Source organism: Bradyrhizobium sp. (assembly GCF_049581145.1).
Taxonomy (GTDB): domain Bacteria; phylum Pseudomonadota; class Alphaproteobacteria; order Rhizobiales; family Xanthobacteraceae; genus Bradyrhizobium.
In genome coordinates this window covers 1-24,682 of record NZ_JBAURI010000390.1, presented here as the reverse complement: position 1 = coordinate 24,682, position 24,682 = coordinate 1, and the positions used below count along the sequence as shown (strand labels likewise).

Annotated in this window: 29 protein-coding genes and 3 pseudogenes; 19 read left to right on the top strand and 13 right to left on the bottom strand. The window is 63.6% G+C overall.

The window, feature by feature from the left end; all coding sequences use genetic code 11:
* The 9 genes and pseudogenes from WCB02_RS12670 to WCB02_RS12630 form a co-directional block, all read left to right on the top strand.
* Nucleotides 1-3,399: vitamin B12-dependent ribonucleotide reductase (locus tag WCB02_RS12670; protein WP_423958560.1), on the top strand; the 3,399-nt coding region annotated here is incomplete at its 5' end.
* Nucleotides 3,400-3,475: 76 nt separating this feature from the next.
* Complete coding sequence (locus WCB02_RS12665; protein ID WP_423958559.1) at nt 3,476-3,721, top strand: DUF4160 domain-containing protein; 246 nt, start codon at nt 3,476-3,478, stop codon at nt 3,719-3,721.
* Nucleotides 3,702-3,947 (top strand): annotated as a pseudogene (locus WCB02_RS12660) (DUF2442 domain-containing protein); the annotation flags it as partial. The gene WCB02_RS12665 and the pseudogene WCB02_RS12660, both read left to right, overlap by 20 nt.
* A gap of 39 nt (nt 3,948-3,986) precedes the next feature.
* On the top strand, nt 3,987-4,172 hold the full coding sequence (locus WCB02_RS12655; RefSeq protein WP_423958561.1) for a DUF2188 domain-containing protein: 186 nt from the start codon (nt 3,987-3,989) through the stop codon (nt 4,170-4,172).
* Nucleotides 4,173-4,396: 224 nt separating this feature from the next.
* Nucleotides 4,397-4,741, top strand: a complete 345-nt coding sequence (locus WCB02_RS12650) for a CopG family ribbon-helix-helix protein (RefSeq protein WP_423958558.1) — start codon at nt 4,397-4,399, stop codon at nt 4,739-4,741.
* A 207-nt stretch (nt 4,742-4,948) separates the two neighbouring features.
* Nucleotides 4,949-5,305 carry a hypothetical protein gene (locus tag WCB02_RS12645; RefSeq protein ID WP_423958557.1) on the top strand — a complete coding sequence of 119 codons (357 nt, stop codon included), beginning with the start codon at nt 4,949-4,951 and terminating at the stop codon, nt 5,303-5,305.
* On the top strand, nt 5,305-5,952 hold the full coding sequence (locus WCB02_RS12640) for a DUF6036 family nucleotidyltransferase (protein WP_423958556.1): 648 nt from the start codon (nt 5,305-5,307) through the stop codon (nt 5,950-5,952). Before WCB02_RS12645 ends, WCB02_RS12640 begins: the two co-directional genes overlap by 1 nt.
* Nucleotides 5,953-6,229: 277 nt before the next feature.
* Nucleotides 6,230-6,835 (top strand): nucleotidyltransferase domain-containing protein, encoded by a 606-nt coding sequence (locus WCB02_RS12635; RefSeq protein ID WP_423958555.1) that lies wholly within the window; start codon nt 6,230-6,232, stop codon nt 6,833-6,835.
* Entirely contained in the window at nt 6,832-7,239 is a 408-nt protein-coding gene (locus WCB02_RS12630) for a HEPN domain-containing protein (RefSeq protein WP_423958554.1), read from the top strand. Before WCB02_RS12635 ends, WCB02_RS12630 begins: the two co-directional genes overlap by 4 nt.
* Before the next feature lie 20 nt (nt 7,240-7,259).
* Here the strand turns inward: WCB02_RS12630 and WCB02_RS12625 are convergent, their stop codons facing one another.
* The 4 genes and pseudogenes from WCB02_RS12625 to WCB02_RS12610 all read right to left on the bottom strand — a co-directional run bounded on the left by WCB02_RS12625 (nt 7,260) and on the right by WCB02_RS12610 (nt 9,190).
* Nucleotides 7,260-8,081, bottom strand: a complete 822-nt coding sequence (locus WCB02_RS12625; protein ID WP_423958553.1) for a hypothetical protein — start codon at nt 8,079-8,081, stop codon at nt 7,260-7,262.
* Nucleotides 8,023-8,601 carry a hypothetical protein gene (locus WCB02_RS12620; protein WP_423958562.1) on the bottom strand — a complete coding sequence of 193 codons (579 nt, stop codon included), beginning with the start codon at nt 8,599-8,601 and terminating at the stop codon, nt 8,023-8,025. The genes WCB02_RS12625 and WCB02_RS12620 overlap by 59 nt, the downstream gene beginning before the upstream one ends.
* 71 nt (nt 8,602-8,672) lie before the next feature.
* A pseudogene (locus tag WCB02_RS12615) lies at nt 8,673-8,918 on the bottom strand (DUF1376 domain-containing protein); the annotation flags it as partial.
* Between the two features lie 65 nt (nt 8,919-8,983).
* Nucleotides 8,984-9,190 carry a DNA-binding protein gene (locus WCB02_RS12610; RefSeq protein WP_423958552.1) on the bottom strand — a complete coding sequence of 69 codons (207 nt, stop codon included), beginning with the start codon at nt 9,188-9,190 and terminating at the stop codon, nt 8,984-8,986.
* 231 nt (nt 9,191-9,421) lie between these two features.
* On the opposite strand from WCB02_RS12610, the gene WCB02_RS12605 reads away from it, so the two are divergent.
* Nucleotides 9,422-9,766 (top strand): ImmA/IrrE family metallo-endopeptidase, encoded by a 345-nt coding sequence (locus tag WCB02_RS12605; RefSeq protein WP_423958551.1) that lies wholly within the window; start codon nt 9,422-9,424, stop codon nt 9,764-9,766.
* A 407-nt stretch (nt 9,767-10,173) separates the two neighbouring features.
* On the opposite strand, the gene WCB02_RS12600 is transcribed toward WCB02_RS12605, so the two are convergent.
* The 4 genes from WCB02_RS12600 to WCB02_RS12585 form a co-directional block, all read right to left on the bottom strand.
* Complete coding sequence (locus WCB02_RS12600) at nt 10,174-10,920, bottom strand: SDR family NAD(P)-dependent oxidoreductase (RefSeq protein WP_423958550.1); 747 nt, start codon at nt 10,918-10,920, stop codon at nt 10,174-10,176.
* Between the two features lie 17 nt (nt 10,921-10,937).
* Nucleotides 10,938-11,168, bottom strand: coding sequence for a hypothetical protein (locus tag WCB02_RS12595; RefSeq protein ID WP_423958549.1), 231 nt, complete (start codon nt 11,166-11,168; stop codon nt 10,938-10,940).
* Between the two features lie 48 nt (nt 11,169-11,216).
* A complete protein-coding gene (locus WCB02_RS12590) occupies nt 11,217-11,993 on the bottom strand; it encodes an SDR family oxidoreductase (RefSeq protein WP_423958548.1) in 777 nt (258 codons plus the stop codon).
* Between the two features lie 240 nt (nt 11,994-12,233).
* Nucleotides 12,234-13,241 (bottom strand): SDR family NAD(P)-dependent oxidoreductase, encoded by a 1,008-nt coding sequence (locus WCB02_RS12585; RefSeq protein WP_423958547.1) that lies wholly within the window; start codon nt 13,239-13,241, stop codon nt 12,234-12,236.
* 123 nt (nt 13,242-13,364) lie between these two features.
* Between WCB02_RS12585 and WCB02_RS12580 the strand changes: the two genes are divergently transcribed.
* The 3 genes from WCB02_RS12580 (at nt 13,365) to WCB02_RS12570 (ending at nt 15,457) form a co-directional block, all read left to right on the top strand.
* Nucleotides 13,365-13,997, top strand: coding sequence for a TetR/AcrR family transcriptional regulator (locus WCB02_RS12580; RefSeq protein ID WP_423958546.1), 633 nt, complete (start codon nt 13,365-13,367; stop codon nt 13,995-13,997).
* A 477-nt stretch (nt 13,998-14,474) separates the two neighbouring features.
* Nucleotides 14,475-14,822 carry a hypothetical protein gene (locus WCB02_RS12575; RefSeq protein WP_423958545.1) on the top strand — a complete coding sequence of 116 codons (348 nt, stop codon included), beginning with the start codon at nt 14,475-14,477 and terminating at the stop codon, nt 14,820-14,822.
* Nucleotides 14,819-15,457 (top strand): PIN domain-containing protein, encoded by a 639-nt coding sequence (locus WCB02_RS12570; RefSeq protein WP_423958544.1) that lies wholly within the window; start codon nt 14,819-14,821, stop codon nt 15,455-15,457. The genes WCB02_RS12575 and WCB02_RS12570 overlap by 4 nt, the downstream gene beginning before the upstream one ends.
* Nucleotides 15,458-15,483: 26 nt before the next feature.
* Here the strand turns inward: WCB02_RS12570 and WCB02_RS12565 are convergent, their stop codons facing one another.
* Nucleotides 15,484-15,648 (bottom strand): hypothetical protein, encoded by a 165-nt coding sequence (locus WCB02_RS12565; protein WP_423958543.1) that lies wholly within the window; start codon nt 15,646-15,648, stop codon nt 15,484-15,486.
* A gap of 254 nt (nt 15,649-15,902) precedes the next feature.
* On the opposite strand from WCB02_RS12565, the gene WCB02_RS12560 reads away from it, so the two are divergent.
* The 3 genes from WCB02_RS12560 (at nt 15,903) to WCB02_RS12550 (ending at nt 19,465) form a co-directional block, all read left to right on the top strand.
* Nucleotides 15,903-16,631: a hypothetical protein gene (locus WCB02_RS12560; protein WP_423958542.1), complete on the top strand. Its 729-nt coding sequence runs from the start codon at nt 15,903-15,905 to the stop codon at nt 16,629-16,631.
* Nucleotides 16,632-16,999: 368 nt separating this feature from the next.
* Nucleotides 17,000-17,692 carry a lytic transglycosylase domain-containing protein gene (locus WCB02_RS12555; RefSeq protein WP_423958541.1) on the top strand — a complete coding sequence of 231 codons (693 nt, stop codon included), beginning with the start codon at nt 17,000-17,002 and terminating at the stop codon, nt 17,690-17,692.
* Nucleotides 17,693-17,947: 255 nt separating this feature from the next.
* Nucleotides 17,948-19,465, top strand: coding sequence for an RICIN domain-containing protein (locus WCB02_RS12550; RefSeq protein ID WP_423958540.1), 1,518 nt, complete (start codon nt 17,948-17,950; stop codon nt 19,463-19,465).
* Between the two features lie 81 nt (nt 19,466-19,546).
* Here the strand turns inward: WCB02_RS12550 and WCB02_RS12545 are convergent, their stop codons facing one another.
* Nucleotides 19,547-20,353 carry a transporter substrate-binding domain-containing protein gene (locus WCB02_RS12545; RefSeq protein ID WP_423958539.1) on the bottom strand — a complete coding sequence of 269 codons (807 nt, stop codon included), beginning with the start codon at nt 20,351-20,353 and terminating at the stop codon, nt 19,547-19,549.
* Nucleotides 20,354-20,714: 361 nt separating this feature from the next.
* On the opposite strand from WCB02_RS12545, the gene WCB02_RS12540 reads away from it, so the two are divergent.
* The gene (locus WCB02_RS12540) at nt 20,715-21,731 is read left to right on the top strand and encodes an LLM class flavin-dependent oxidoreductase (RefSeq protein WP_423958538.1); all 1,017 of its coding nucleotides are present in this window, start codon (nt 20,715-20,717) and stop codon (nt 21,729-21,731) included.
* Nucleotides 21,732-21,785: 54 nt separating this feature from the next.
* Here the strand turns inward: WCB02_RS12540 and WCB02_RS12535 are convergent, their stop codons facing one another.
* The 3 genes from WCB02_RS12535 to WCB02_RS12525 form a co-directional block, all read right to left on the bottom strand.
* Nucleotides 21,786-21,914 carry a hypothetical protein gene (locus tag WCB02_RS12535; protein WP_423958537.1) on the bottom strand — a complete coding sequence of 43 codons (129 nt, stop codon included), beginning with the start codon at nt 21,912-21,914 and terminating at the stop codon, nt 21,786-21,788.
* 143 nt (nt 21,915-22,057) lie between these two features.
* On the bottom strand, nt 22,058-22,282 hold the full coding sequence (locus tag WCB02_RS12530) for a hypothetical protein (RefSeq protein WP_423958536.1): 225 nt from the start codon (nt 22,280-22,282) through the stop codon (nt 22,058-22,060).
* Between the two features lie 475 nt (nt 22,283-22,757).
* Nucleotides 22,758-23,678 (bottom strand): DMT family transporter, encoded by a 921-nt coding sequence (locus WCB02_RS12525; protein WP_423958535.1) that lies wholly within the window; start codon nt 23,676-23,678, stop codon nt 22,758-22,760.
* Between the two features lie 366 nt (nt 23,679-24,044).
* Between WCB02_RS12525 and WCB02_RS12520 the strand changes: the two genes are divergently transcribed.
* A complete protein-coding gene (locus WCB02_RS12520) occupies nt 24,045-24,347 on the top strand; it encodes a hypothetical protein (protein ID WP_423958534.1) in 303 nt (100 codons plus the stop codon).
* A gap of 42 nt (nt 24,348-24,389) precedes the next feature.
* Nucleotides 24,390-24,593: pseudogene (locus WCB02_RS12515) on the top strand (DUF2442 domain-containing protein); the annotation flags it as partial.
* Between the last annotated feature and the right edge of the window lie 89 nt (nt 24,594-24,682).

Genomic DNA, 24,682 nt, shown 5'->3' with positions numbered 1-24,682 from the left:
GCCTATTACGACGAGATGCGCCTCATGCTGGCGCGCCAGATGGCCGCGCCCAATTCGCCACAATGGTTCAACACCGGTCTCCATTGGGCCTATGGCGTCGATGGGCCGAGCCAGGGCCACTATTACGTCGACTTCGAGACCGGCAAGCTGGTCAAGTCGAAGTCGGCCTACGAGCATCCCCAGCCGCACGCCTGCTTCATCCAGTCGGTCGCCGACGACCTCGTCAACGAGGGCGGCATCATGGACCTCTGGGTGCGCGAGGCGCGGCTGTTCAAATACGGCTCCGGCACCGGCTCGAACTTCTCGCGGCTGCGCGGCGAAGGCGAACGGCTGTCCGGCGGCGGCCGGTCCTCGGGCCTGATGAGCTTCCTCAAGATCGGCGACCGTGCGGCCGGCGCGATCAAGTCGGGCGGCACCACACGCCGCGCCGCCAAGATGGTGGTGGTCGACGCCGACCATCCGGATATCGAGACCTATATCGACTGGAAGGTGAAGGAGGAGCAGAAGGTCGCCGCTCTCGTCACCGGCTCCAAGATCAACCAGAAGCACCTCAAGGCCGTGATGAAGGCCTGCGTCAATTGCGAGGGTTCGGGCGACGACTGCTTCGATCCCGAGAAGAACCCGGCGCTCCGCCGCGAGATCAAGCTGGCGCGCCGCGCGCTGGTCGCCGACAGCACCATCAAGCGGGTGATCCAGTTCGCCAAGCAGGGCTACAAGGATATCCAGTTCGACACCTACGACACCGACTGGGATTCGGAAGCCTATCTCACCGTCTCCGGCCAGAACTCCAACAACTCGGTGTCGCTGAAGGACGACTTTCTGCGCGCGGTGGAGACCAATGGCGATTGGAATCTGATCGGGCGCACCACCAGGAAGGTGACCAAGACGCTGAAGGCGCGCGATCTCTGGGAAAAGATCGGCTACGCCGCCTGGGCCTCGGCCGATCCCGGCCTGCACTTCAACACCACCATGAACGACTGGCACACCTGCAAGGCGTCCGGCGACATCCGCGCCTCCAATCCGTGCTCGGAATACATGTTCCTGGACGACACCGCCTGCAATCTGGCGAGCACCAACCTGCTGACGTTCTACGACATCGCGACCAAGCGCTTCGACGTCGAGTCCTATGAGCATCTGTGCCGGCTCTGGACCCTGGTGCTCGAAATCTCCGTGCTGATGGCGCAGTTCCCGTCGAAGGCGATCGCCGAACTGTCCTACGAGTTCCGCACGCTGGGCTTGGGCTTTGCCAATATCGGCGGCCTGCTGATGACCATGGGCCTGCCCTACGACAGCAAGGAAGGCCGCGCGCTGTGCGGCGCGCTGACCGCGATCATGACCGGCATCGCCTACAAGACCTCGGCCGAAATGGCGGGCGAGCTCGGCGCCTTCCCCGGCCACAAGAAGAACGCGGCCCATATGCTGCGGGTGATCCGCAACCACCGCCGCGCCGCCCACGGCGAATCGCGGGGCTACGAGGCGCTGGCCGTCAATCCGATGCCGCTCGATCACGCCTGCTGCCCGCAGGCCGATCTCATCGCCCATGCCAAGCTCGCCTGGGACGACGCGCTCGCGCTCGGCGAGCAGCATGGCTATCGCAACGCGCAGGTCACCGTGGTGGCGCCGACCGGCACCATCGGCCTCGTCATGGATTGCGACACCACCGGCATCGAGCCCGATTTCGCGCTGGTGAAATACAAGAAGCTCGCCGGCGGCGGCCATTTCAAGATCATCAACCGCGCCGTCCCGGAGGCGCTGCGCGCGCTCGGCTATCGCGAGAGCGAGATCGCCGAGATCGACGCCTATGCGGTCGGCCACGGCTCGCTGTCCAACGCGCCCGGCGTCAACGTCTCGACCCTGAAGGCCAAGGGCTTCACCGACGAAGCCATTGCGAAGGTGGAGAAGCTGTTGCCGACCGCCTTCGACATCAAGTTCGCCTTCAACAAATGGACCTTTGGCGAGGACTTCATTCGCGACCAGCTCGGCATCGGCGCCGAGGCGATCGCCGCGCCGAATTTCGACCTGCTCACCGCGGTCGGCTTCACCAAGCGCGAGATCGAGGCGGCGAATGTCCACATCTGCGGCGCCATGACGGTGGAAGGCGCGCCGCATCTGAAGGCCGAGCACTATCCGGTGTTCGACTGCGCCAATCCCTGCGGCAAGGTCGGCAAGCGCTATCTGTCGGTGGAAAGCCACATCCGGATGATGGCGGCGTCGCAGCCCTTCATCTCGGGCGCGATCAGCAAAACCATCAACATGCCCAACGACGCCACGGTGGAGGACTGCAAGGCGGCCTACATGCTGTCCTGGAAGCTGGCGCTGAAGGCCAACGCGCTCTACCGCGACGGTTCGAAGCTGTCGCAGCCGCTGAACTCGCAGCTCATCTCGGACGATGACGAGGAGGACGACGCGCTGGAAGCGCTCTACGACAAGCCGATGGCCGCGCGCACCGCCCAGGTCTCGGAGAAGATCGTGGAAAAGCTGGTCGAGCGCATCGTCGTGATGCGCGAGCGCGAGAAGATGCCGGACCGCCGCAAGGGCTATACCCAGAAGGCGGTGGTCGGCGGCCACAAGGTGTATTTGCGCACCGGCGAATATGACGACGGCCGGCTCGGCGAGATCTTCATCGACATGCACAAGGAGGGCGCCGCCCTGCGTTCCTTCATCAACAATTTTGCCATCGCGGTCTCGCTCGGCCTGCAATACGGCGTGCCGCTGGAGGAATATGTCGACGCCTTCACCTTCACCCGCTTCGAGCCCGCAGGGCCCGTGCAGGGCAACGACTCCATCAAGTATGCGACCTCGATCCTCGACTATGTGTTCCGCGAGCTCGCGGTCAGCTACCAGAGCCGGTTCGACCTCGCCCATGTCGATCCGACCGAATCCGGTTTCGACGCGCTCGGCAAGGGCGTCGCCGAAGGCAAGGAACCGCAGGGCCAGACCGCGACGAAATACCTGTCGCGGGGGCTGACCCGCTCGCGCACCGACAATCTCGTGGTGATGCGGGGTAACCTACCCTCCCCTGCAGGGGGACGAGACGAGCGAAGCTCGCTCCCGGGGTCGGCGAGCGAAGCGAGCCGGGGTGGGGCTGAGAGCCGGGGCGGCACCAACGTCACCGCCCTCTCCTCCCACGGCCGCCTCGGTGACACCGTCGAAGGGGCCGTCGCGCTGAAGCAGGAAGCCAACCACGACCTGTCGCCGACCGAGAAGCTCGAAGCGCTGCAATGGAGCAAGGCCGGCGCCGCGGCGCAGGCAGCCCCATCTAAGGCCGAACGCCGCGCCGAAGCGAAAGCAAAAGGCTACGAAGGCGAGATGTGCTCGGAGTGCGGGAATTTCACGCTGGTGCGGAACGGCACCTGCATGAAGTGCGATACGTGCGGGTCGACGACGGGGTGTTCGTGAGGGTTCGCTGATCAGGTGCCCGGGCTTGCCCCCGGGCACACTGGAGCACGGAAGGGAGCTAGGCTCGGAGTCAAGAATGCCCGTCGTGTTCCGCCGCGGCGGCTTACGGTACTTCTTCTATTCGAACGAAGGCCAGCCGCCCGAACCGCCGCATATTCATGTCAAAGGCGGCGGTCGGGATGCAAAGGTCTGGCTCGAGCCGGAGGTATCGATAGCCGACAGTTACGGCTTCAACCCGCGCGAACTTTCGAATATTCTAAGTGCTGTCGCGGGGAACCGCGCCCGTTTTCTGAAAGCTTGGCATGACCGTTTCGGCAACTAGCGTCCATTTCGACGAGCATACTATGTGGGTTGATCTAACCGATGGGCGGAGCCTCCGTGTCCCCCTGGCATGGTTCCCGCGGTTGCTGCGCGCAACACCAGCCGAGCGCAAGCAGGTTGAGTTGAGCCGCAACGGCCTGCATTGGGAAAAACTTGATGAAGATATTTCTGTTGCTGGTTTGCTGGCTGGTCGTGGAGATATCACTAGAAACGCCGAGCCTGTTGCCACGAAGGCAGAACAGGTCACCCGAGATAAGCGACTATATGTGGAACGACGACCGGAAGGCGACTATGCAGTCCGGCGAGCTAATTCGCAACGGGCCAGCGACGTATTACCCACCCAGCGCATGGCCATCGAACGGGCTAAGGAACTCAGTCCGGGGACCACCCCTCACGTGGAGCGCGTCCGCCACAAATCCAAAAGCTGCCCCGACAAATGGCGCCGGTCCTAACCGCCTCTGCTAAGCCGCGAAACCCATCATCTTGGCCGGTTGCCTAGCCCAACTTTCTCAACTCGCGCGTCCAAACGACGATTTCCGAGAATTTTGAGCGAAAAACGCGAGTCAGATCAATGTGTGGATCTCCGGAATCGCGTGTAGACTAAGTATCTTTTGGCCCGTTGCGATCGGCGTAGCTTCGCCGGGTGGGACGATCAATCCCATTCTGGATCGTCGACATGACCGATGTCGCCCCCGCATTCCAGTCGCGGAACAGCCGGTTCGACGCCAACCCGCGATATCGGCGAGGGAAGTACCCCGTTGAAATCGTTGATGCTCTTGACTGTTCAAGCCGCGATGCTAACTTCGAGTGTATGGAAATTCGTCTCCTTCCCGAACAGGAAGCCCGGCTCGCGGCACGCGACGGTCGCGACGTCAACCAACTGGCCCAGGAGGCTATTGCCCGCCTTCTCGACGACGATGCCCGTTTCGCCGACGCGGTCAAGCGCGGCGTCGCGGCGGCAGACCGGGGCGAATTTGTCGCCTCTGAGGATGTTTGGTCGAACGTCGAGCGCATTTTGTAGTTCTGATGCTCGTTCGATGGACGACACTGGCATCCGACGACCTCGCTCGCTTAAATCGGCGCCGTTTGTTGTTGCCGTCCGGTTGTCTATATTTCCGGCAAGGTTCGCGAAGCCACCGACGGGGGTCGGGACGAGCCCACGGCGCGACGAGACGATGTCCGTCGCCCGAGAGCGGTTTGCCAAATGAGTGACGGATTGAACGAGGGAGTGGTCGGCGATACCGCGAAGCTGATGATGCATCGGCTGATCGTGCGGAGGCTCCGTCACGACCCGTCCCTCGTCGACAAGGCCAAAGTTGCTCATGCCCGCCAAGCGGCTCAGTTCGCCGATTGGCCGTTCGTGCGCAAATGGCAGGATCTGCTTGCGTTACCGGCCGGGGAGCTTGCCTCGAAGCTGATCAGCCGCGATCGGGAGATGGTCAGGCTGCGCAACTCCTCGCCATTCTACCTCGCCGAAGGGGTTCATTTCGGCGACTATGACATGAGGGTTCGGTTGCGAAGGGCTGCGAGACGGGTCGTCCAGCGCGGCGTGAGTGCGCAGAGCTTTTCTCTTGTGGCACCTTGATGTCCCAGGACAAGAAGCTACGCACCTTCGACGACCTGCTCAGGGTCGTCCGGGCCCTTGCTTACGAATTCAAGACTGACACGGTTTTCGTCGTCGGCAGCCAGGCGATTTTGGCTTCCATGCCCGACGCTCCGCAGGCGGCCAGAGTCGCCAGAAATAGATGCTTTCCCCCGGACTGCGCAGATTTGGGAAGTCGAGGAAGCCAAGCGTACTCGCGACGGCGTGCGTCCAATCGCATCGGAACACATCGACGGACTATTCGGGTCCGAGAGCCAATTCCACCGCACGCACGGTTTCTACATCGACGGGTCGATGACACGACGGCCAAGCTTCCGAAGGGATGGCAAGGCCGCGCGGTCAGGGTACGGACGGAGGTCGAAGGTCGGACCGTGACCGGTGTGGCTCCATCTGCCGTAGACCTCGTCGTATCCAAGATCGCTCGGCTAGACGACAGGGATAAAAGGTTCGTCGAGGCAATCCATGCGCAGCAACCGCTGGATCTTGAGCTGGTCGAACGCAAGATCGGCGAAACCGATCTGGGGGCCGCCGTCGCCGAAAGAGCGACCGCATACATTCGGAGCCTGAAGCGAGAAGAGAAGCTCCCGGGACCGAAGCCACCGTGGGCTTCGTCGGAAGAGAACGGCTAAGCCGACGTTTGCGGGCACGGCAGATTAACTTCCGCGCGAGAAAAGCGATCGTCTATTGGCAACTGCCCACGATCATTGCCCGCTAGCAGACTTCGCTGCGAGCGTAGCCCTTGATGGCCGGCATCTCGGCTGATCGCCAGTCGGCCCCATAGGTTGCCTCTGCCCAACGAATCACGGCGTCGATCCCATCCACAGGAAGGCTCGGGCAATCCGCAAAAATCTCCTGCGCCGGATAGCCAGCGCGCAAGTAGGCCAGGATGGTTTCGGCCGCGCCGAGGTGCCGCAGGCCTCCGCCCTGCCGGCGACCGTCAAAATCCGTTGGACACGCGCAGCGGCCCGTATTACATTTCGAGATCATCGTAATACGGAGCCGGATATGCCTCTTGCGGTGCAGACCGTGCGAGCCAAGCCCGAGCATCGCGACATCTTGAAGAAAGTCGCCCTGCTGCTGCGGCAGGACGACGTCGAGCCTGCCTTGCGGAGGTTTATCGACGATCCGCAGGCGCGACCGATCGGGCCTTTCCGGGATCAAGCGGCGGCCATCGCCTTCCTTCGCGACCGGCTGGTCGTCGAATTGCGTCCGCTGTCCGTATGGCTGTTCGGCAGCCGCGCGCGAGGGGATGCGCGCCCGGATAGCGACTTCGATCTGTTGGTGGTGCTGCCGGACGGGCTTCCGGCCGATGCCTATTCGCATTCGGCCGTCGCGGCGCCCGTGGTGGCTTGCGGACTGGCTTGCGACATCGTGCCCTGCTCTGTTTCGGACTTCGTGGCCGATCGTTCCAAGCCGGGATCTCTTGTCAGCGCCGCCGTTACGGAGGGACGGGAAATCTATCGCCGTCGCAAGCTGGAAGTCCAAGCGGGGTCTCAAGGGCTCGATACGTGAGCGACAAGGCCGAAACGTTCATCGTGCTTGCCCGACGGGATCTCGCGGCAGCCACCTCGCTTTCGAAGACCGACCCGGGGAACGCCGCCTTCCATCTCCAGCAGGCGGCCGAAAAGCTCGCGAAAGCGGTGCTCGAGATCGAGGGCATCCCAGGCGGCATCACGCATCAGATCGGTGCGCTTGCGGCGATGTTGCCGGCCGATCACATCTTTCGGCCGGATCTCGCTGCTTTCGATCGGTTCTCGAGCTACGCCACCCAGACAAGATACCCGCGTCCGGGCGGTGGTCTTCCGCAGGAACCGGATCGCAAAGTCCTCGCAGATGGCATCAGGGACGTTACCTCTCTGGTCGACGAGATCGATGATTACCGAGGAGAGAAAGGCTTGCCGAAGCCACGATCGTGAGGACCGACCGGTGGCAGCAATCATGCAAGACCAGCCGGACGACCGTCGCGTTGCACGGCTCCGGCTGGCGCGAAGGTGTCGACCTCATCCCGCAAAGCCATGTCGCGGCGGGCGGTCATGCTCAGCGCCAGTGGCGAAGGTGGAACCAGGCCGAACGCCGCGTATTCGCGACCGACGCGATCCCGTTGCGCCGTGAGCGCGGCGGCGTTCTGCTCGAATTTCACCCGCTGGCGGGCCTGATGCTCTTCCTCGTTGCCGCGCTCCAGCCGATCCCTGAGGTCCAGGAGCTGAAGAGCAATGCGCTTTCGCTCCTGCTCCATCGGCTGCTTTGCCTCCAGCGTCAGGGCGTTGACCGTGTCGAGCGCGTAGGCCTCCTTGCGAAGCGGCGCGATGGCCTTCTCGACGAGTTGGTGCAGCCGGGCAGCTGATGGCGGATAGTCGGGATCAACCCCCTCCACACGGCCCCGCGCGAGGTCGGCGCAAACGCTTTGCACCGCCCAGCATGGCAGATCGGCAAGCGTGGTGACGTAGGTTGCGACCTTGGCCTGCGGATCGGCAACACGCGCGTTGATCCAGCCCGACAGCATTGCGGCAATCGCCCGCGCCGCGCGCTCCTTCTCGGCAGTCGAACGATCGAGCGGCGACAATGTCCGCCGGATGCCGTCGATGCGAGCTGCCACCGCCTGGCGCAATTCGGGGGTAGGCAGTTGCCTGGCAACGGTCTGGCCGTCGACGCGCTCGACCGAGTTGAGGATGGCCGCCACGGCATTGGACAGCTTGCGGTCAATAGGCCCGAGTGGCTCGTAGGTCGACGTCGAAGCTGGCGCGAGGTGCTGTGTCATCGTGAATTCCCCAATTGTCGTGAAGTCTTGAATTGTCGAACAGGATGGATTCAAAGCCCTGCGCGCCGCCGCCATGGCGCGGCGGTGCCGCGGCAGGTTTCAGGGCGCTCGCGTCGTCGTCCCAGCACCCGGCATTCAGCCAGGTGGCGGGATGCTTCTGGAATTGCGTTTCGATCTGCAGGCAGGCGCCGGCATAGCGTTCGACGCCGGCCATCAGATCGGCGAACGCGACCTTGCCGGCCTTGCGCAGGGTTTCGAGCTTTCGCGCCGCCTGATGTTTTCCGACCTTGCAGGGATAGGCTGCCCAGAAGCGCTCGCGAAAGTCCTTGGGCCAATCATCGACTGAGCGAAGCGAAGGATTTTCTTGTCCTGTCCCTGTCTTGTCCTGTCCTGTCCCTTGGACCTCGTTACGTCGATCGTGACGTTCGTCACTACGTTCATCGTGACGTTCATCGTCACGTTCATCGTGACGTTGCTCGGTACGTTGCTCGTGACGTTTGTCACGACTGCGCGCCAGCACGGCCGCCTCGGTGCGCTGCGCTGGCTCCTGCGTTTGTCATCCGCTTCGATCGCCTTGGCGGACAATTCCGGATGATGAAGTCGCCCATCCGCGCATGCGACGAAGCCCGTCAGCGCGTCAGCGCGGACCGCTGCCCAGCCATCCAGGTCGCGGCCGTAGCCTGCGAGGTTGGCCAGCAGGCGGTCATCATTCGGAAGCGATGCCGCCGGCACCTGGTGCCAGGCTGCGCACCAGAGCAGGATCGCCGCCCGGAAGGCATCAGCGGAGGCGAGCACGGTCAATTCGCTATCCCGCAACCGCCCGACATCGAGCGGCATCCAGCCGAATTCCCGCAGATCACAATCAGGCGGGGTCGGCGGCTCCGGTCGGTTTGCTGTCTCGCTCATGCGACTGACGCGGCCTCCAGTCCGAGCTGCCGCCGCAGCGGCGCCGTCGGAACCTTCAGAAGGCGTCCCACACGGATGGTCGGGAAGTCGCCGCGGTTGGCCGCCTCATAGCTCGCGCCCCGGCAGAGGCCAAAACAGACGCGGCCCACATCGGGCACCGACGCGGTCGGCTTGGAAAGCAGCTCCTGCAGCTCTGGGTTCACGGGATCGCCTCGCTGTGATGGTTGGTTTGATCAGGCACGTTGTCGTGCCGGTTCATCCTTAGCCATGTCGTCTTGGGAAACCGTGCCGGCTGAAGCGGGATCTGTGGACGCGCTGTGGATGGCCGACGGTTCAGGCCCGTGAGCCCAGCGGCATGCCGCGTCGTGGCGGCGGGCTGAGCAGGAAAATCCTCATGACGTCTGGACGTTACTTCTGAAGGCTGCCACGCAATCTTGAAACACGACGAGACCCGTTTGAGAGCCGCAGGTGCCAGCAAGACGGTTCGATCCAAGCGCGGCGCGAAGGACGAGATCGACGCCAATCGTTTGACGGCATCCATTCTCGCTCCATTCGACAAAGCGGATTTTGAGCCCGGAATGACCGCTGACGATATCTCCGCTCGATTCGGGCCGAGCCGGGAGGCCGCCGAGAAACGCCTCAAGGAATTTGAGCGGATTTATCGACGGCGAAACGGTCTTCCCGGCCGCTGCCGCCTGGCATCATCGATTTTTTGCAGCCGCAAAGGCGCACGGGCTACCGGGTCACAAGTATCGCTGACGCAACCGTTGCGCCGCTGACCAGCGCCAAGCGCTACGAGGAAGAGGCGTGCCCGAACTGTCGCGAGTTCAAGATGGTGCGGATCGGACTGCGGATGCGTTGCGATGCCTGCTCGGCAACGACTGGAGAGGACTGATCTCGCGCGGCGCTTTCGAGGCGGGTTTTCGCTGACGCTGGACCGTTCGGAGAATGACTTTTGCTTGGTGAAGGCGAGGTGCCCCGCGTCAGACGACGTAAGTGTCAACAAGAACAGTCATGAACTTGACGGCCATTTCAGGGGAAAGCGAAATGATGATGCTCTTGTCTTTCGATAGCTGGCTGACGTGCCGCGATCCCGCTGTCGCACCGACAAATGCGCCCCATACCCGATCCCGGTGCGCATACGGGGTCCGGAAAGGACTGCGTCAACAGCATCATGCATAACGGTCTAGACAGCCGTCAGGCCGCCGTCGACCGGAAGGTCGATGCCGGCGACGTAGCTGCTTTGATCCGAAGCGAGGAACAGGGCGGCGGAAGCGATCTCTTCGGGGCGCGCCAGACGCGCCAGAGGCGTCATCGCCGTGATCTGCTTTCTGGCTTCGGCGGCGCCTTCCCTGGACGGGAACTGCTCGTCGAACATCGGCGTGTCGACCGGGCCCGGGCTCAGCACGTTGGTCCTGATCTTCCGATCCCTGAGTTCGTTGGTCCACGTCCGGGCGAACGACCGGAGCGCTGCCTTGGTGGCGCTGTAGGTGCTGCGGCCCGGAAAGCCTTTGTTCTTCCCGGCGGAAGCCACCAGGATGATGGAGGCGCCATCATTCAAGTGGGGCAGAGCCTTTTGAACGGTGAAATAAGTGCCGCGGGCGTTGGTGTTGAAGGTCTTGTCGAAATGCTCGGGCGTGGCGCCGGCGGTCATCGCTGTTTCGACGAAGGCCGCGCTCGCAAAAATCACGTCGATCTTGCCCTTCTTCGCGACGGTCTCGTAGAGGCGGTCGAGGTCATCGAGCCTCGAGATGTCGGTCTTTACGCCGGTGACGTTCTTGCCGATCTCCGCGACGGCCTTGTCGAGCTCGGCTTGGCGGCGACCGGCGATGAACACATAGGCGCCCTCTTCAACGAACCTTTTGGCAGTCGCGAGGCCGATGCCGCTGCTGCCTCCTGTGATGACGGCGATCCTGTTTTTCAATAAGGACATTTGTTCCTTCCGGGCCGTCAATGTTCGAACCCGGCGGCGCTACCGTTGTGAGCATCGAGGGGCCCCGTGTCGCGGCTTCGGCGCAGTTCCTCCTCGAGTTGTCCCACCTCCCGTTCCAAGCCTTCGATGCGATCGAGCGTGTAGTCAAAGCTGGTGTAATCCATCGCTTGCAACCAGGCGACGACGGCCGCGAGCGCGCGACGAAGTTTCCCCTGCTCTGAGACCAGACGGTTGGCTGTATCTGTCATCGGAATTGGCTCCTCAGATTAAATTTCGATGCATGTCGCGTACTGCCTTCACAGTTGCGACAAACCCCCGTCGACCGGAAGTTCGGCCCCGGTCGTGTAGGTCGCGTCGAACGCGAGGAAGAGGGCGGCCTTGGCGACTTCCTCCGACGTCCCGAAGCGCTTCATCGGATTGGCTTCGCGCATCTGCCCGGCAACCTGGGCGGCCACGTCTTTATCGGGAAACGCCTTGCCGATGATCGGCGTGTCGATGGGTCCGGGCGACACCGCGTTGACGCGAATCCCCCGAGGAAGCAGCTCGGCGGCGAACACCCGAGCGAGGGAGCGCAGCGCAGCCTTGGCCGCTCCATATGCGGCGAGGGCGGGCATTCCCTTGACGTTGGCGATCGAGGTCGTGAGGACGACAGCTCCTCCGCGATTGATCAGCGGCGCGAGCTTCTGGACTGCGAAAAACGGTCCCTTGGCGTTCAGGTTGAACATCTCGTCGTAGGTCGCCTCGGTCGCGGTCTCGAGAGGAGCGAAGAGGCCGAGTCCGGCGTTGACGAAGAGCAGGTCGAAGGTGCCGAATTCGGCCTTCACCCGAGACGCGAGGGCGTCGATATCCGTCAACGAGCGCGCGTCGCTCGAAACCACGAGGGCGGCCTTCCCGAGTTCTTTCTGCCCGAGTTCTTTCTGCCCGAGCTGTTTCTGCGCCGATTCCAGGCCGGCCTGCGAGCGACCCGTCACCAGAACGCGCGCGCCCCCGTCCATGAGCATCTTCGCCGTCGCGAGCCCCATGCCGCTCGTGCCGCCGATGATCACCGCCCGCTTCGCTTCGTACCGTTCCATGCGTGTTCTCCTTGCGACGCCAAGGCGCCTATTATTTTTAACTGTTTAGTATGATAATTAGGCACGGGACTGCGGTCAAGAAATTTATGAACTATTCATTTCACAATTCAGTGGACCCTTTAGACGTCCCTGTGGCTCCGCCATCGCCTGCTGATTTGGGTTACCTGGAATGGTTCAGCCGTGATCGGGCGCCCCGTCAGGACACCGCTCTCGCGTTGCTGCGGGTGGCGACGAATTTTTCTATGTCAATCCGACGGACTGTTTTGTTGTCGGCGGACCCGACGGCGACGCGGCTCTGACAGGCGAGAAATCGACGCCGGAGACCTTGACGACGGCCTGCCACGCGGCTTCCTGGCTGGCGCGATCGTGGAGGTGTGGGTGGCGCTGCGCCTCGATTGGGCCTGTGAACTTCCCTTGAGCCGAGGCGAAGAATTGCCCTGAGACGTCGGTTCCGAACTCCGACGCCTGGAGGTAACGGCGGGCCGCGGTCTCCGGCGTCTGATTCATGCCGGGAATGAGGTTCACGATGGGGATAAACAGATACTTCAGCGCCGGGCCAGCGTTTCGCACCACCTTGGTGTCGGTCGCCGCACCGGGCGAAACAGCGTACACGGCCATGCCGGAGGGCAGCCGGCGGGCCAGCGCCGCGGTCCACCAGGCGATGATGAGCTTCGCATCGGCATACGCCCGGTTGGGCACGTACTTTACGTTCGGCCCGTTGCGAAGCAGAGCTTCAACAGCGGCGGTCTGGTTACCCCGGTAGTACTTGGCCGCGAAGGCTGGCACGTCGGTGTAGCTGAACAGGGGTACGCCCCCTCGGGCAGGTTCCGCACCGGCGATGACGATCCGTGCGTTCGGGCTCAGCAGGTCGGCGCGGAGCAGCCCGACAGTCAGTTGATGATGGCCGATCAGCGGGGCCTGAGAAGCCTCGACGCCGGCCGCAGTGATCACGCGCGCCTTGCCAGGGACCATGCCGGCATTGAGCAGCAGGAAATCGATCGGCCGGCCTCGCTGCACCAGCGCGGCGAGCGCGGACTGAACGCTGGACGGCGTGTCCAACTCCAGCTCCAGCGGCGTAAAGACCTGTCTTTTGGTCTCGGCGGCGAGCTGAGCGGCCGTCTCCTGGATCCGGGCCAGACTGCGCCCGGTGACGATGATCTCGCGCCAACCCTCTCCGGCAAGAATGCGGGCTGCCGCATGACCGAGCCCGGAGGTGGCGCCGGTGGCGAGGGCGATCGAATGTTCCATGGGCGGCTCCGTCGTGAGGGAAAGGTCGGACGAGCCCCCCGCGAGGTAGGGACCGCCTTGTTATTTTTGAACTAATCAATTATATATTTGCGCAGAGGTCGCGGTCAAGGAATTTCAAACTAAATGTTTCATAATTCTGAGAGGTCTCGTGGACGCCCACGTAGCTTCGACGAGAGGGACGCGCTGGAAAAGGCGACCCGGGTGTTCCGGTCGAAAGGCTACGACGGAGTGACGATCGACGATCTCGTCGTAGGCATGGGTGTGGGACGGCCAAGCCTGTATTCCGTCTTCGGGGACAAGCGGACGATATTCTTGCGCGTCCTTAAGGCATATGCGGAGGCAAAGGGCGCTCGCGCTGCGAAGGCGCTCTTCTCGCCGCCGACTCTTCGCGACGCGCTCGCCGGCTTCTTGAGGCACGCCGTAGAAAGTGCGACCGAGGAAGGATCAGCCCCGGGGTGTCTTCTGGTCTGCGTTGCGCCGCTCGTGGACGACGCTGAGGTCAGGCAGTTCCTGAAGGACGCGGTAGCTGCCGGATTGGCGCTCGTGGAACGGCGTTTCTACGACGGGATCAGCGCGGGAGAAATTCCGTCTGACTTTCCTGTAGCGGTGCGCGCGAGCCAGCTGCTCGACCTTGGCCGCGGTCTGACCATGCGTGCGCAGATGGGCGCCTCGCGCAAGGAGCTGCTCAAAGACGCCGAAGAAGCGGCCGACTTGGTGCTTCTGCCCCGGCGTGGAAATGCGGCGCCGGATCGTTGATGCGCGAGGCGTGAAGGTCGAAGCGAGCCAACTTGCGCTGGCGCCGCCACTCGGTCCACGAGAGCAATCGTCGCAGACGACGTACGAACCAGTTTCCGATCTCGAGTAGATCAGCGCGGACCAAATTCGGTAGAATTGGTGAAAATCAACGCTCCGATCGCGACCACAACTGGTGCACGGCCCCTTATGCGACTCTTCAATGACTGAATCTATTTTGATTTGCGGGACTTTTTCGAAGTAGCCAAGCGGGGCTTGGCTCCGGGCACCCGCATGTCGCTTCCCTCATGCGGCTACTTGCGATGTGCCGACCTGTCCCGGCAGGCCGGATCAGGCGGAAGAGTGGTGCGGAGTGCTGGGGCAATCGCGAGGTCAGAAGATAGGAACATCTGCGCAGACTCGGGAAATCGCCCGGATTCTACTTGTTTCAAGCGTGAATCCAGTTACAATAGGAATACCTCAGATCTATAGGAATAGAGCATGGCTGCGGTCACGGTATCGGCAAACCTGGATGAACGGGACGCCCAGAAGGTGCGGGTTCTCGCCGCAAGAGAGCATCGCTCGGTTTCAGGTTTCGTGGCCAATGCAGTCGTTGTGTTCGCCGATTTTCCCAAGGATCTGCGGGATTCGCTGCTGGAATTGCGAGTCGATGAAGGTCAGGCCGCATTTCGATCGCTGGTGCGGGATATCGCGGCAATGGTCGCACGCAAGAAGTTCGATCTGGCTTCCCAGCGATTGGCCGCACAGAACCGGCTGCCGACGCTCGCCGAAGATGCAACTGATCAGGACATCCTGGATCAAGCTTCCAGCATTATTCGGACGCCGTGACGGGCGAAGGCGGCGTCGCGGACAGCGACAGGGAAGTCCTGCGCGTAAGCCTCGACGTCAATATCTGGATCGCCCATCTGCTTGCGTTGCAACACGGCCGCAAGGGAGCGGCAACCGAGCTCGTCGGCATCGTCCGTGACATGACGAGCGCGGCTGGCCCGATTCAGTTGGTCATGTCCTGGGAGATGATCGCCACGCTCGAGGACGTCCTCGGCCGACTGCAGTTCGACGCTCAATCCATTTCGGATTTCACCTCCAGCCTGATCCTGCTCATGAAAAGCGGCCCCGAAGCTTTCGATCCGCACCTTCTTCCGGAGAGCGGAAGGCAGCTGGCGATGAAAGACGACGAGGACGCCGCCGTGCTGGCGTCGGCCATTGCTGCACGCGTCGATCTCTTGGTGACAAACAATCTCGAAGACTTCGTGATCAAGGAATCCGAACGGATCAAGACGCGCGGGATCACTCTCGGCCACCAGCCCGCGAAACAGCTCGCTGCGCTGATTTACGAGAGGAATGACGGCGTCGGCATTGTCGTCGCCCATCCAATCGATGCGCTGACATGGCTGACACAGGGTCTTCGGCCGTCGCCAAAGAACGTGAGAAGCCTGGGTGCCCGCTCCTCGCCCAAACCTTGACGTCCGTTGCAGCCGAAGGCGCAGTCCTATTGCTGCGACAGTCCGCTTTGCGCCAGCTCGCGCCGGCTCTCCGGCACGCCGCGGTCCAAAATCGGAAACGAGATGAACGCCACGCCATGCGACCGGCAGAGGTCGGCCTCCTGCTGCAGGGCGAGTTCATGCCTCTCGTGAGGCTCCAGCAGGCTGATCACGAGGTCGACCCCTGCGGCCTTCCAGCCGCCGATCTCATCATCCAGCCAGTCACCGGCACGCGGCCGGGCGGCGATCGCCAGCCGGCCGCTCGCACCAAAGTCAGTCCGCCAAAGTCAATCCAGTGCAATCGCGACATCAACTAGACCCCGCTGGTCGCTCCAGCCAAAATGCCCGTGGTCAAGCGCGACGCGACCATTGCATCCGAGCCCGCATCTCCCCAACATTCCATCAGATCGATCCTGGAGGGGCCACAATGATCACCGAGGAACACTATGCGGCCGTGGCGGATTGCCCGCCGGACCTGGCCTTTGCCAGGCTCGAGAGGAAATTTCGCGACCAGCTCCACGCCAACCTGGACGAGTGCCAGAATAACCAGGCGCTGGATTACTACATCATCGAATACATCAACCACACCCTGGCTGCCGCCGAGGCGCTCGGGTTGGACTTCCTGGATCTCTTCAGTGCTCCGGATGAGGACGACACCTCGAACCTCAGAGCCACTTACAATGCCTTCCGCAGGAGCGTGGACTGCTACACCGTTCGCGTCCACATCCGAAATGTCCGCGCCGGGCCGTCGACATCGCTCCCCTTCGACGAAAACGACAAAGGACATATCCGGGCCTACCTCATCAAGATCAAGGAGACCGTCGAGGCGTCGGCCCTGGAGACGGCCAGGAAAGAGGCGCTTGTGAACCGCGTCAACGGCTTCCTTGCCAAGGTCGATCGGAACCGCACCTCGATGCAGCGCTTCCAGGATTTCATGATGTCGATGGCCAGGACCACATCCGAGGCGACCGAGCAGCTCGAGCCAGCCTGGAAATGGGTGCCCCCCATCGCCGCCATTGTCGGCGCACGCCATGACGCGGAGAACGCCAAGCTCCCGCCTCCCCGCAAGCGAACCGAACCGCCGAAGCCGAAACCTCAGCCGGCCGGCAAACGCAACGGCGCGCGGTGGGACATCGACGACGACATTCCGTTCTAGAGTTTGTGATCGACGGCGGTGCTGGAGACCGATGTCTTGAAGCCGAAACCGGTCGCGCTCGGCGTCAAGGTCGACAAGGCAGCCACGACGTCAAGGCAATCTCCAAAGCCAAGGCAATCTCAAGCAACGGCTCCAAGGTTCAAATCGAGTTGCATTTCCGGATCGGCTCTCATGCCCACTATGATCAATCGGTACGGCTGAGCCGGAAATTGTCCTCGCCGCGCACTGCCAGGTCCTCCTCTCAGAAGTCGCCTTCTCGCAGGCCGCGTGGCAGGCAGAGCTTGCGCGGTCTTCTGCGCCCGATGCGTCCCTGGCGCGCCGGGCGCTGGGCGGGTCGCAGGTTGGCCGCGACACCGACATCAATTCGGATGGTTTGCGTCGCAGCCGCCCTCCTGGCGGCATTCGCGCTGACGAACCTCGTCTATCACGTCATCCGCAAGCCGACCGAGCTGTTGTTTTTCGTCGGCAACGCGCTCGACAAGGAACCGGCCGAGACGTGGCGGCGGTACGGACCGCTGTTTCGCAAATACTCCACCAGCACGATCACGCCCGAGCTGTTGGCCGCGCTGGCGCAGGTCGAAAGCACCGGCAATCCGGTGGAGCGCACCTACTGGCGCTGGCGGCTGGCCTTGAATCCGTTCGCGGTGTACCAGCCCGCCTCGAGCGCGGTCGGCCTGTACCAGATGACCGATCCGGCCTACGCCGAAGCGAAACGCTCCTGCATCATCAAGAACGCTGTCGTGAACAGCGGCTGCTGGTTCAACAGCCTCTACATCCGCGTGGTGCCGAGCCATGCCATCGAGCTCGCGTCGATCTACCTCGACCGCAATGTCGCGGCGGTTCTGGCCCGCGCGCCGGACGCGACCCCAAGCCTGCAGCAGAAGCAGGATCTCGCCGCCTTCATCCATCTCTGCGGCGCAGGCCCCGCCTCCGCCTTCGCGCACCGTGGTTTTCAGATGATGACCGGCGAGCGCTGCGGCGATCACCTCGTCGCGGCCTACGTCGCCCGGGTCAATGCGCTGAAGCGGCAGTTTCAGAGCCTTGCCGCCGATGGTGAGTAGGCCGAACGCGCGGCGAGCATAGCGCCGGCTGGGCGAACCAGATCCGGGGCTGCTGCTGACAAAGCGCGGCGTCGCGGCGGCAGACCGGGGCGAATTCTTGCCCCGCAAACGAGACGCCGGCGCCGCCTTGATGGCGGCCCCGCCGTCTCGCCGCTGCTGCTCACAGAGCCAAGGCAGCGTGAAAACGCTTCTTCAATCGTTCGAAAGTTATGGTCCGAAGCGATGCCAACCGCGCGGCGAGCGACGAGATCCTTCGTGCGCGAACATCCGATCAAGGCGCCGTTAAGCATGCGAACCTCTGTCCAGCCCGTGCGCGCGTCAATCTTGCCGATGGTGATGGGAATCGTTGCCGCATTGGTTTGCAACGGCTTTCCGCGCGCATGTGCGGGAGAAAACGCATCGCTGCCGAAACCGCTCGAATCGGCGGATGTGCATCGCGTGCTGGTGATCCCGGTCAACCTCCGCGGGAGGGCCCCTGTGATCGTGGACCGCGCGCAGATCATGCAGGCGCTTTACGGCGCCAGGGATTCTGTCGCCTCCCGCTACAGGAGCCAGTCCTACGGACAGCTGGAATTTGCCGGGTCGGACCATGACATCGTCGATCCGCTCACGCTCTCGGAGCCCTCGGATTTCTGCGACGGCGGACTCGGGCAGCTGGCCGCCAATGCGCAGCAGGAGCTGCAGCGCGAGGGAATCTCAACTCTGCCCTACCAACACCAGTTGTTTGTCATCCCCAAGGATGCGCCGTGCTGGTGGACCGGACTGGGCGACATCGGCGGCAACCGGGTCTGGGTGAAAGCCACCACGGCGAAAGCGCTCCAGCACGAGCTGGGCCACAATCTCGGCATGAACCACGCCATGCGCTGGCGGAACGCCGACGGTGACGACTCCGACTTCATGGGCACCGGCGGCACCGGTCTGAATGCGCCCCATGTCGTCGAGATGGGATGGCTCAAAAACTATCCGGGCAAGGTGGTCGAACTCACGGCGGCCGCCGATGTGACGCTGGAAACGCTGGAGGCCGATCCTCGACAATCGGCTCTGCCGAAGGTGGTGATCGTGCGTCCGGCTCCCGGCGCAAACGTCTACTACCTGTCGTACCGGGCTTCCAGCCCGACCAGTCCGCTATCCGACGAATTCACCCGCGGCGTGAATATCCACATCGTGGACCAGACCCGTCACACCGGTGGCCTGACCTACTTCGTGACCAGCCTGTCCGATGGCGCGGCCTATAGCGACGGCCCGATGATCGTGCAGCAACTGATGCATCGTGGGGGAGACCGCGTCAGCTTGCGCATCAGCTTCACCGGCAAAGATCAGGCCGAGCCGGCCGGGCCGCCGCCGGCCCCACCCGGCACCGTGCAGTCCCTCGCCTCCGGGAAATGCCTCGACCTTCCCAAAGGGCAGTCGGCCGACGGCACGCGCGCCATTCAATACGACTGCCATGGCGGTCCAAACCAGGAATGGAAGATCGAATCCGCAGGTGATGCCGGTTACCGGATCATCAGTCGCATGACCGGCAAGTGCATCGGAACGGATGCAGCGAGCGCCGCACCCGGCGGCCATGTCGTGGAATCGCCGTGCGGCGGATCATCGCTTCAGCTCTGGACGATCGAGGGCACCCGCAATCGATCCATTCTCCACAATGTCGCCGACCGGCTTTGCCTGGACGTGCCGGGGGGATCGCTGGCCAACGGCGCCCAGCCGATTGTATGGACCTGCAACGGCGGGACCAACCAGACCTGGCGCTATGCGCACCTCGACACGCCCTGAACTCTGGAGCCACCGGTCCGGAAACGGGTGCCGCACAAGCCGTCAGCGAATCCGATCTCGTCGCATCCGTCTCTGGACCGCTCACGGCGCCACCTTTGCATTGGTGGATCCGCCGCTGTCGAGGGCGCGACGCACGGTCCCATCGGTCTTGGCGTCCTGCAGGAAATGCGTCGCCCACGCGCCGGCCGCGGCGTGACCCTTCGGCACCACCACGACAACGCCGGTTGATTGGACAACCTCGTCCAAAACCCTGGTGCCGGGCAGCCGACGTGACAGGGCTTCCACCGCCTCCGTGCCCATGGCGAGCGCATCGAGCCCGCCATTGCCGATCAGCTCCGCTGCAGCCTCCGGCTTCGCGAATGTCGTGACGGTCGCGCGCTTCAATGACCTGGCGACCGTGCGCGAGGTCGATGTCCCCTCGATGCAGCCGACACGGATTCCGCTGCGGTCGACGTCCGCGACCGAGTGGATGTCGGAGCCGGCACGCACCAGATATTTGCTGGTATAGGCCACGTAGGCCGGACCATGGTCGACGAACTGTTCGCGCCGGGCCTCGAACGGCATGAAGGAGATATCCCATGCGTCCTTGCTGCCGGCGGATGCGATATCGTCCGAACTGAGGTACTCGACGAGTTGCAGCGGAACGTGCAGCTTGTCGGCAGCCGCCTTGGCGAGTTCGACGGTCACCCCCTGGGGCTTGCCGGTCGCCGGATCGCGCGTCGCCCAGAACGCCGAGGCGGCGGGGCCGACCGCGATGGCCACGCGCAGCGTCCCGGACGGAGCGATCTCGCGCACGCCTTCCGTGTTTGCCGCGAGCGCGCCGCTCATAAGCGCGCCGGTCACAAGCACCGAGCCCACTGCCACAGCCAACCAGCCAAGTCGTCGCATAGTCGCTCCTCCGGAGCTTGAAACCATATACTTCCCATCTGCGCGCCCAACACAAGGTCCGTCGGGCGGATTGGAGCCGAAGGCGTAATCCGCCATCCATCCACACGACAGACGATACGACCTCGACGCGAATTTGCAAATCGCGGTCAACGTCATTCGCCGATGGTAAAGAGGCGGTTACGCCTGTGGCTCCAACCCGCCCTACGCGCTGCGCCCTCGATGCCAACAGCTTGATCAGCCCCATCGGGCCGAATGACTGCAGCGTAATCCGACGCGCCTGTCCAGGGAAGCCGCCTCTTGATAGCTCGGCCGACGATTACCAACTTGCGCAGGCCACTCCATCCGAGCCAAACTCCCCGTCATGAAAAAAATTGGTTTTCTCTCCTTCGGGCACTGGTCGCCGCAATCGCAGACGCGGTCCGCGGCCGACACGCTGCTGCAATCCATCGAGCTCGCGGTCGCGGCCGAACAGCTGGGCGCCGACGGCGCCTATTTCCGGGTCCACCACTTCGCCCGCCAGCTCGCCTCGCCGTTTCCACTGCTGGCGGCGGTCGGCGCCAGGACCAGCCGGATCGAGATCGGCACCGCTGTCATCGACATGCGCTACGAGAATCCGCTCTACATGATCGAGGATTCGGGCGCGGCCGATCTGATCGCGGGCGGCCGGTTGCAGCTCGGCATCAGCCGCGGTTCGCCCGAACAGGTGATCGATGGCTGGCGCTATTTCGGCTATCAGCCCGCCGAAGGCGAGAGCGATGCCGACCTGGGGCGGCGTCATGCCGAGGTTTTTCTCGACCTGTTGCGCGGCGAAGGTTTTGCGCAGCCGAATCCGCGGCCGATGTTTCCAAATCCGCCGGGACTGCTGCGGCTCGAACCGCTTTCGGCAGGATTGCGCGAGCGGATCTGGTGGGGTGCCGGCTCCAATGCCACGGCGGTCTGGGCGGCCAGGCTCGGCATGAACCTGCAGAGCTCGACGCTGAAGAACGACGAGACCGGTGAGCCCTTCCATGTGCAGCAGGCCGCCCAGATCCGGGCCTATCGCGCGGCCTGGAAGGAAGCCGGCCACGCCCGCGAGCCGCGGGTCTCGGTCAGCCGCAGCGTGTTCGCGCTGATGGACGATCGCGACCGCGCCTATTTCGGACGCGGCGGCGAGGACGAAGACCAGGTCGGCTTCATCGACGCGAACACGCGGGCGATCTTCGGTCGCAGTTATGCCGCCGAGCCCGATGTGCTGATCGCGCAGCTCAGGCAGGACGAGGCCATCGCCGAGGCCGACACCCTACTGCTGACGGTGCCCAACCAATTAGGCGTTGCCTACAACGCTCATGTCATCGAAGCTATTCTATCGCACATCGCGCCCGCGCTCGGCTGGCGCTGACAGCGACGGGCCGCCCTGCGTCTTGATGAAGGCGAGCTGGCTGCTCGCTTCGGCCTATCGCAGTCCCGTGCCGTGGCAGCGTTGGCACTTCACCACCTTGTCGCCCTTCTTGAGCAGGCCCTTGCCTTCGCAATTCTTGCACTTGGTCTTCTTCTTGACGTTCGGGCCTTTTTCGTTGGCCATAATGGTCTCCAGGGTGAGGTTCGCCCGCTGGATTGCGACCGAATGCGAAAGCCGAGCCAGGGACCGGGTCAACGCGGCCGCTCCAGCCGCAGGCCGCCGATCGTAGCGCAGACGTCGCGCGCCGTCCTGTCAATTCAGCGAGTTCAGCCTTCGCGGCGCCGCAGGGCGGGTGCGGCGAGCACCGCGTCGTGCCGCACCACGGCGTCCAGCAACACCTGCGTGCGATCATTGGCGGAAACGATCGCCGTCACCAGGTTCTGCATGACGTCGCGTGGCAGGCCCCGCCCCCCGGCAAGCAAAGCTTCGAACAGGCGCTTCTGTTCTTCCAGCTTGTCGATGATCTCGATAATGGTCCTGGGTTGGTTCATCAGTTGGACAAGCCGCTACCAAATGCCGAGATGGGCCCCTGTTTGAAGCCAAAATGATTAAGAATGGTTGAAGCAGCCCGCAAAAACCGGGGGTTTCCGGTAGGCCGATCCGCCACCTCTCGCCGGGGCCGATCTCTTGCGAAAATCATGGGGGCGAGAATCACAACGCCGCCCAAGCGAGAATATGATCGCTCGGCGGCGTTGGTCAGTCACCGAAGACACTCAAATCCTCCTCGGAGGATTGCAGACTGCATGACGTTTCCGGCCACCGCCACTCAATGTCCGCCTCGCGGCTCATTTCTCGCCATGGACCGGGAAAAGTTTTTTCGCGCGTAGCTGGATCGACGCAACGCAACCAACCAGTGTCGGCAGGACGGCGCCGGCGCGTCGCTGCTGCGGCCTAGTCTTGACGCACCTGCCCTGCACGCCAACCGGGGCGGCGGCCGGCTTCGACAGCGGCTCTGCAGCCCGCGGGCTACCGCTGCCGCTGCGCCAGATAGAAGCCCGACAGCACGATGATCAGTCCCGCCGCCTGCAGCATGGTCGGCGCCTCGCCGAGCAGCAGCCAGCCGACCAGCAGGGTCAACGCCGGCACGATCGCCGGGAAGACCGCGGCGCGGGCGACGCCGAGACGCTGGATCGAAAACGCGAACAGATACATCGCCGCGGGGCCGGCCAGGATTCCCTGCGCCACCGCCTGCAGTGCATTCTCGCCCACGCCGATCGCCGCCACGCGGGCAAGCCCGCCCGTTGCGGCATAGATCGGCAGCAGCGACAACGACAGCACATTGATGACTGCCGCAGCAGGGAAGGCGGAGACGCGCCAGGAGCGCAGCAGCGTGCCGAAGCCTGCGAACATCAATCCGGTCAGGACGAAGATCAGATCGCCCTGCACGCCCGTGAGCCCGATATGGCCGATCGACTCGGCCCCGATCACGGCGAGGCCGCCGACGATGACGATCGCCCCCGCCAGTCGCGAGGGCGAAATCCGCTCCCGCAGCAGCACTGCCGCGAAGAACAGGCCGCCCAGCGTCGCACAGGACGGCTGGATGATGCTGCCGTGCCCCAAGGGCACGAACAGGAAGCCGGCATAGCTGATGAGCGACATGACCGGTCCGCCCAGCACCATCAGCGCGAGCCCGCGGCCCCAACCGATGCCGCAGAGATCGCCGAGCCCGGCGCGAACGACGATCGGCAGGAACGCCAGCCCCGACCACAGGAAGCGGTGCATCAGGAGATCCGGCGGCGCGAAGCCCACCTTCAGCCCGTGCCGCGTCGCCACGAAGCCGAGCGCCCAGAACAGCGCCGCGCCGACGCCACAGGCGACCCCGAGCAGGGCTGGTCTGGTATCCGATTGGCGGATCAGGGCACCGGCGCCGCCGGTCGGCTGGTTCATCGTGGACGCTTACGTCAGGCCATACCGCGCTTCAACCCACGGCCCCGCAGGGCTGACGAGCGCCTCGGGCTTCGCAAGGTGCGGCGGGCTGCCGGTCTGGCTAATTTTCCGTCAAATTTGATGATCATTCGCCGCGGTTCTGCGAAACGCCGAGCTAAGGCGCGGCGGCTATACGATCCCAACGCGACGCCTTGAACGCGATTTTTGGGCGCGATTTAACGTGAGGATCCATCGATGTTCAGATGCCTGTTGATTGCCGCGGCCATGCTGGTCTCGGCCGAGATGACGCTGGTGCACGCCCATGAGGCGGAGTCCGCCCCGCTACCCGCCAAATCAGACCCGTTCGCGGTGCCGGTCCGCATCGCCATGGTCGACAACCATCCGATGCTGGTCGATCTCAAGGGCATGACGCTGTATTATTTCGATCGCGACGACAGCGGCACCAAATCGACCTGCGACGGCAAATGCACCGAGAGCTGGACGCCGGTCGCAGCCTCCGCCAATGCCCAGGCCATTGACGATTTCATCCTGATCACCCGCAGCGACGGCAGCAAGATGTGGGCCTTCCGGCACCGCCCGCTCTACAGCTCCCGCGCCGACCAGGCCCCCGGCGACACCAACGGCGCCGAGGATCCGTCCAACCTCTGGCACATCGCCCGGCCGCAGTAAGCGCGGCTCGCCCGCGAGGATGGCCGCTTGGCTGACGATACGATATGGGTCGAACTGACCGACGGCCGGACACTTGGCGTTGCACTCGCCTGGTTTCCGCGGCTGCTTCGTGCAACGCCGGCGGAGCGTGCCGAGGTCGCGATCAGCCGGGTCGAGCTGCATTGGGAAACGATCGATGAAGATATTTCGATCGTCGGCCTGTTGGCCGGGCGCAGCGACGTGACGCGATCCACGGAGCATGCGGCCGAGTACAGCGATTTCGAGATTCGAATCATATCAGTCTCCTCCGAACCTCCTCCTGAGCCCCGAGCGCCGAAAGGGGCTCAGGATGATGC

Bases quoted from the DNA above. Each gene is read 5' to 3' on its own strand.
- WCB02_RS12600 (WP_423958550.1), bottom strand. From the start codon at position 10,920: ATGTCCTTATTGAAAAACAGGATCGCCGTCATCACAGGAGGCAGCAGC.
- WCB02_RS12545 (WP_423958539.1), bottom strand. From the start codon at position 20,353: ATGCGACGACTTGGCTGGTTGGCTGTGGCAGTGGGCTCGGTGCTTGTG.
- WCB02_RS12530 (WP_423958536.1), bottom strand. From the start codon at position 22,282: ATGAACCAACCCAGGACCATTATCGAGATCATCGACAAGCTGGAAGAA.
- WCB02_RS12555 (WP_423958541.1), top strand. From the start codon at position 17,000: ATGGTTTGCGTCGCAGCCGCCCTCCTGGCGGCATTCGCGCTGACGAAC.
- WCB02_RS12520 (WP_423958534.1), top strand. From the start codon at position 24,045: ATGGTCGACAACCATCCGATGCTGGTCGATCTCAAGGGCATGACGCTG.
- WCB02_RS12665 (WP_423958559.1), top strand. From the start codon at position 3,476: ATGCCCGTCGTGTTCCGCCGCGGCGGCTTACGGTACTTCTTCTATTCG.
- WCB02_RS12585 (WP_423958547.1), bottom strand. From the start codon at position 13,241: ATGGAACATTCGATCGCCCTCGCCACCGGCGCCACCTCCGGGCTCGGT.
- WCB02_RS12595 (WP_423958549.1), bottom strand. From the start codon at position 11,168: ATGACAGATACAGCCAACCGTCTGGTCTCAGAGCAGGGGAAACTTCGT.
- WCB02_RS12540 (WP_423958538.1), top strand. From the start codon at position 20,715: ATGAAAAAAATTGGTTTTCTCTCCTTCGGGCACTGGTCGCCGCAATCG.
- WCB02_RS12580 (WP_423958546.1), top strand. From the start codon at position 13,365: ATGTTTCATAATTCTGAGAGGTCTCGTGGACGCCCACGTAGCTTCGAC.
- WCB02_RS12575 (WP_423958545.1), top strand. From the start codon at position 14,475: ATGGCTGCGGTCACGGTATCGGCAAACCTGGATGAACGGGACGCCCAG.
- WCB02_RS12650 (WP_423958558.1), top strand. From the start codon at position 4,397: ATGACCGATGTCGCCCCCGCATTCCAGTCGCGGAACAGCCGGTTCGAC.
- WCB02_RS12590 (WP_423958548.1), bottom strand. From the start codon at position 11,993: ATGGAACGGTACGAAGCGAAGCGGGCGGTGATCATCGGCGGCACGAGC.
- WCB02_RS12625 (WP_423958553.1), bottom strand. From the start codon at position 8,081: ATGACACAGCACCTCGCGCCAGCTTCGACGTCGACCTACGAGCCACTC.
- WCB02_RS12560 (WP_423958542.1), top strand. From the start codon at position 15,903: ATGATCACCGAGGAACACTATGCGGCCGTGGCGGATTGCCCGCCGGAC.
- WCB02_RS12640 (WP_423958556.1), top strand. From the start codon at position 5,305: ATGTCCCAGGACAAGAAGCTACGCACCTTCGACGACCTGCTCAGGGTC.
- WCB02_RS12535 (WP_423958537.1), bottom strand. From the start codon at position 21,914: ATGGCCAACGAAAAAGGCCCGAACGTCAAGAAGAAGACCAAGTGCAAG.
- WCB02_RS12525 (WP_423958535.1), bottom strand. From the start codon at position 23,678: ATGAACCAGCCGACCGGCGGCGCCGGTGCCCTGATCCGCCAATCGGAT.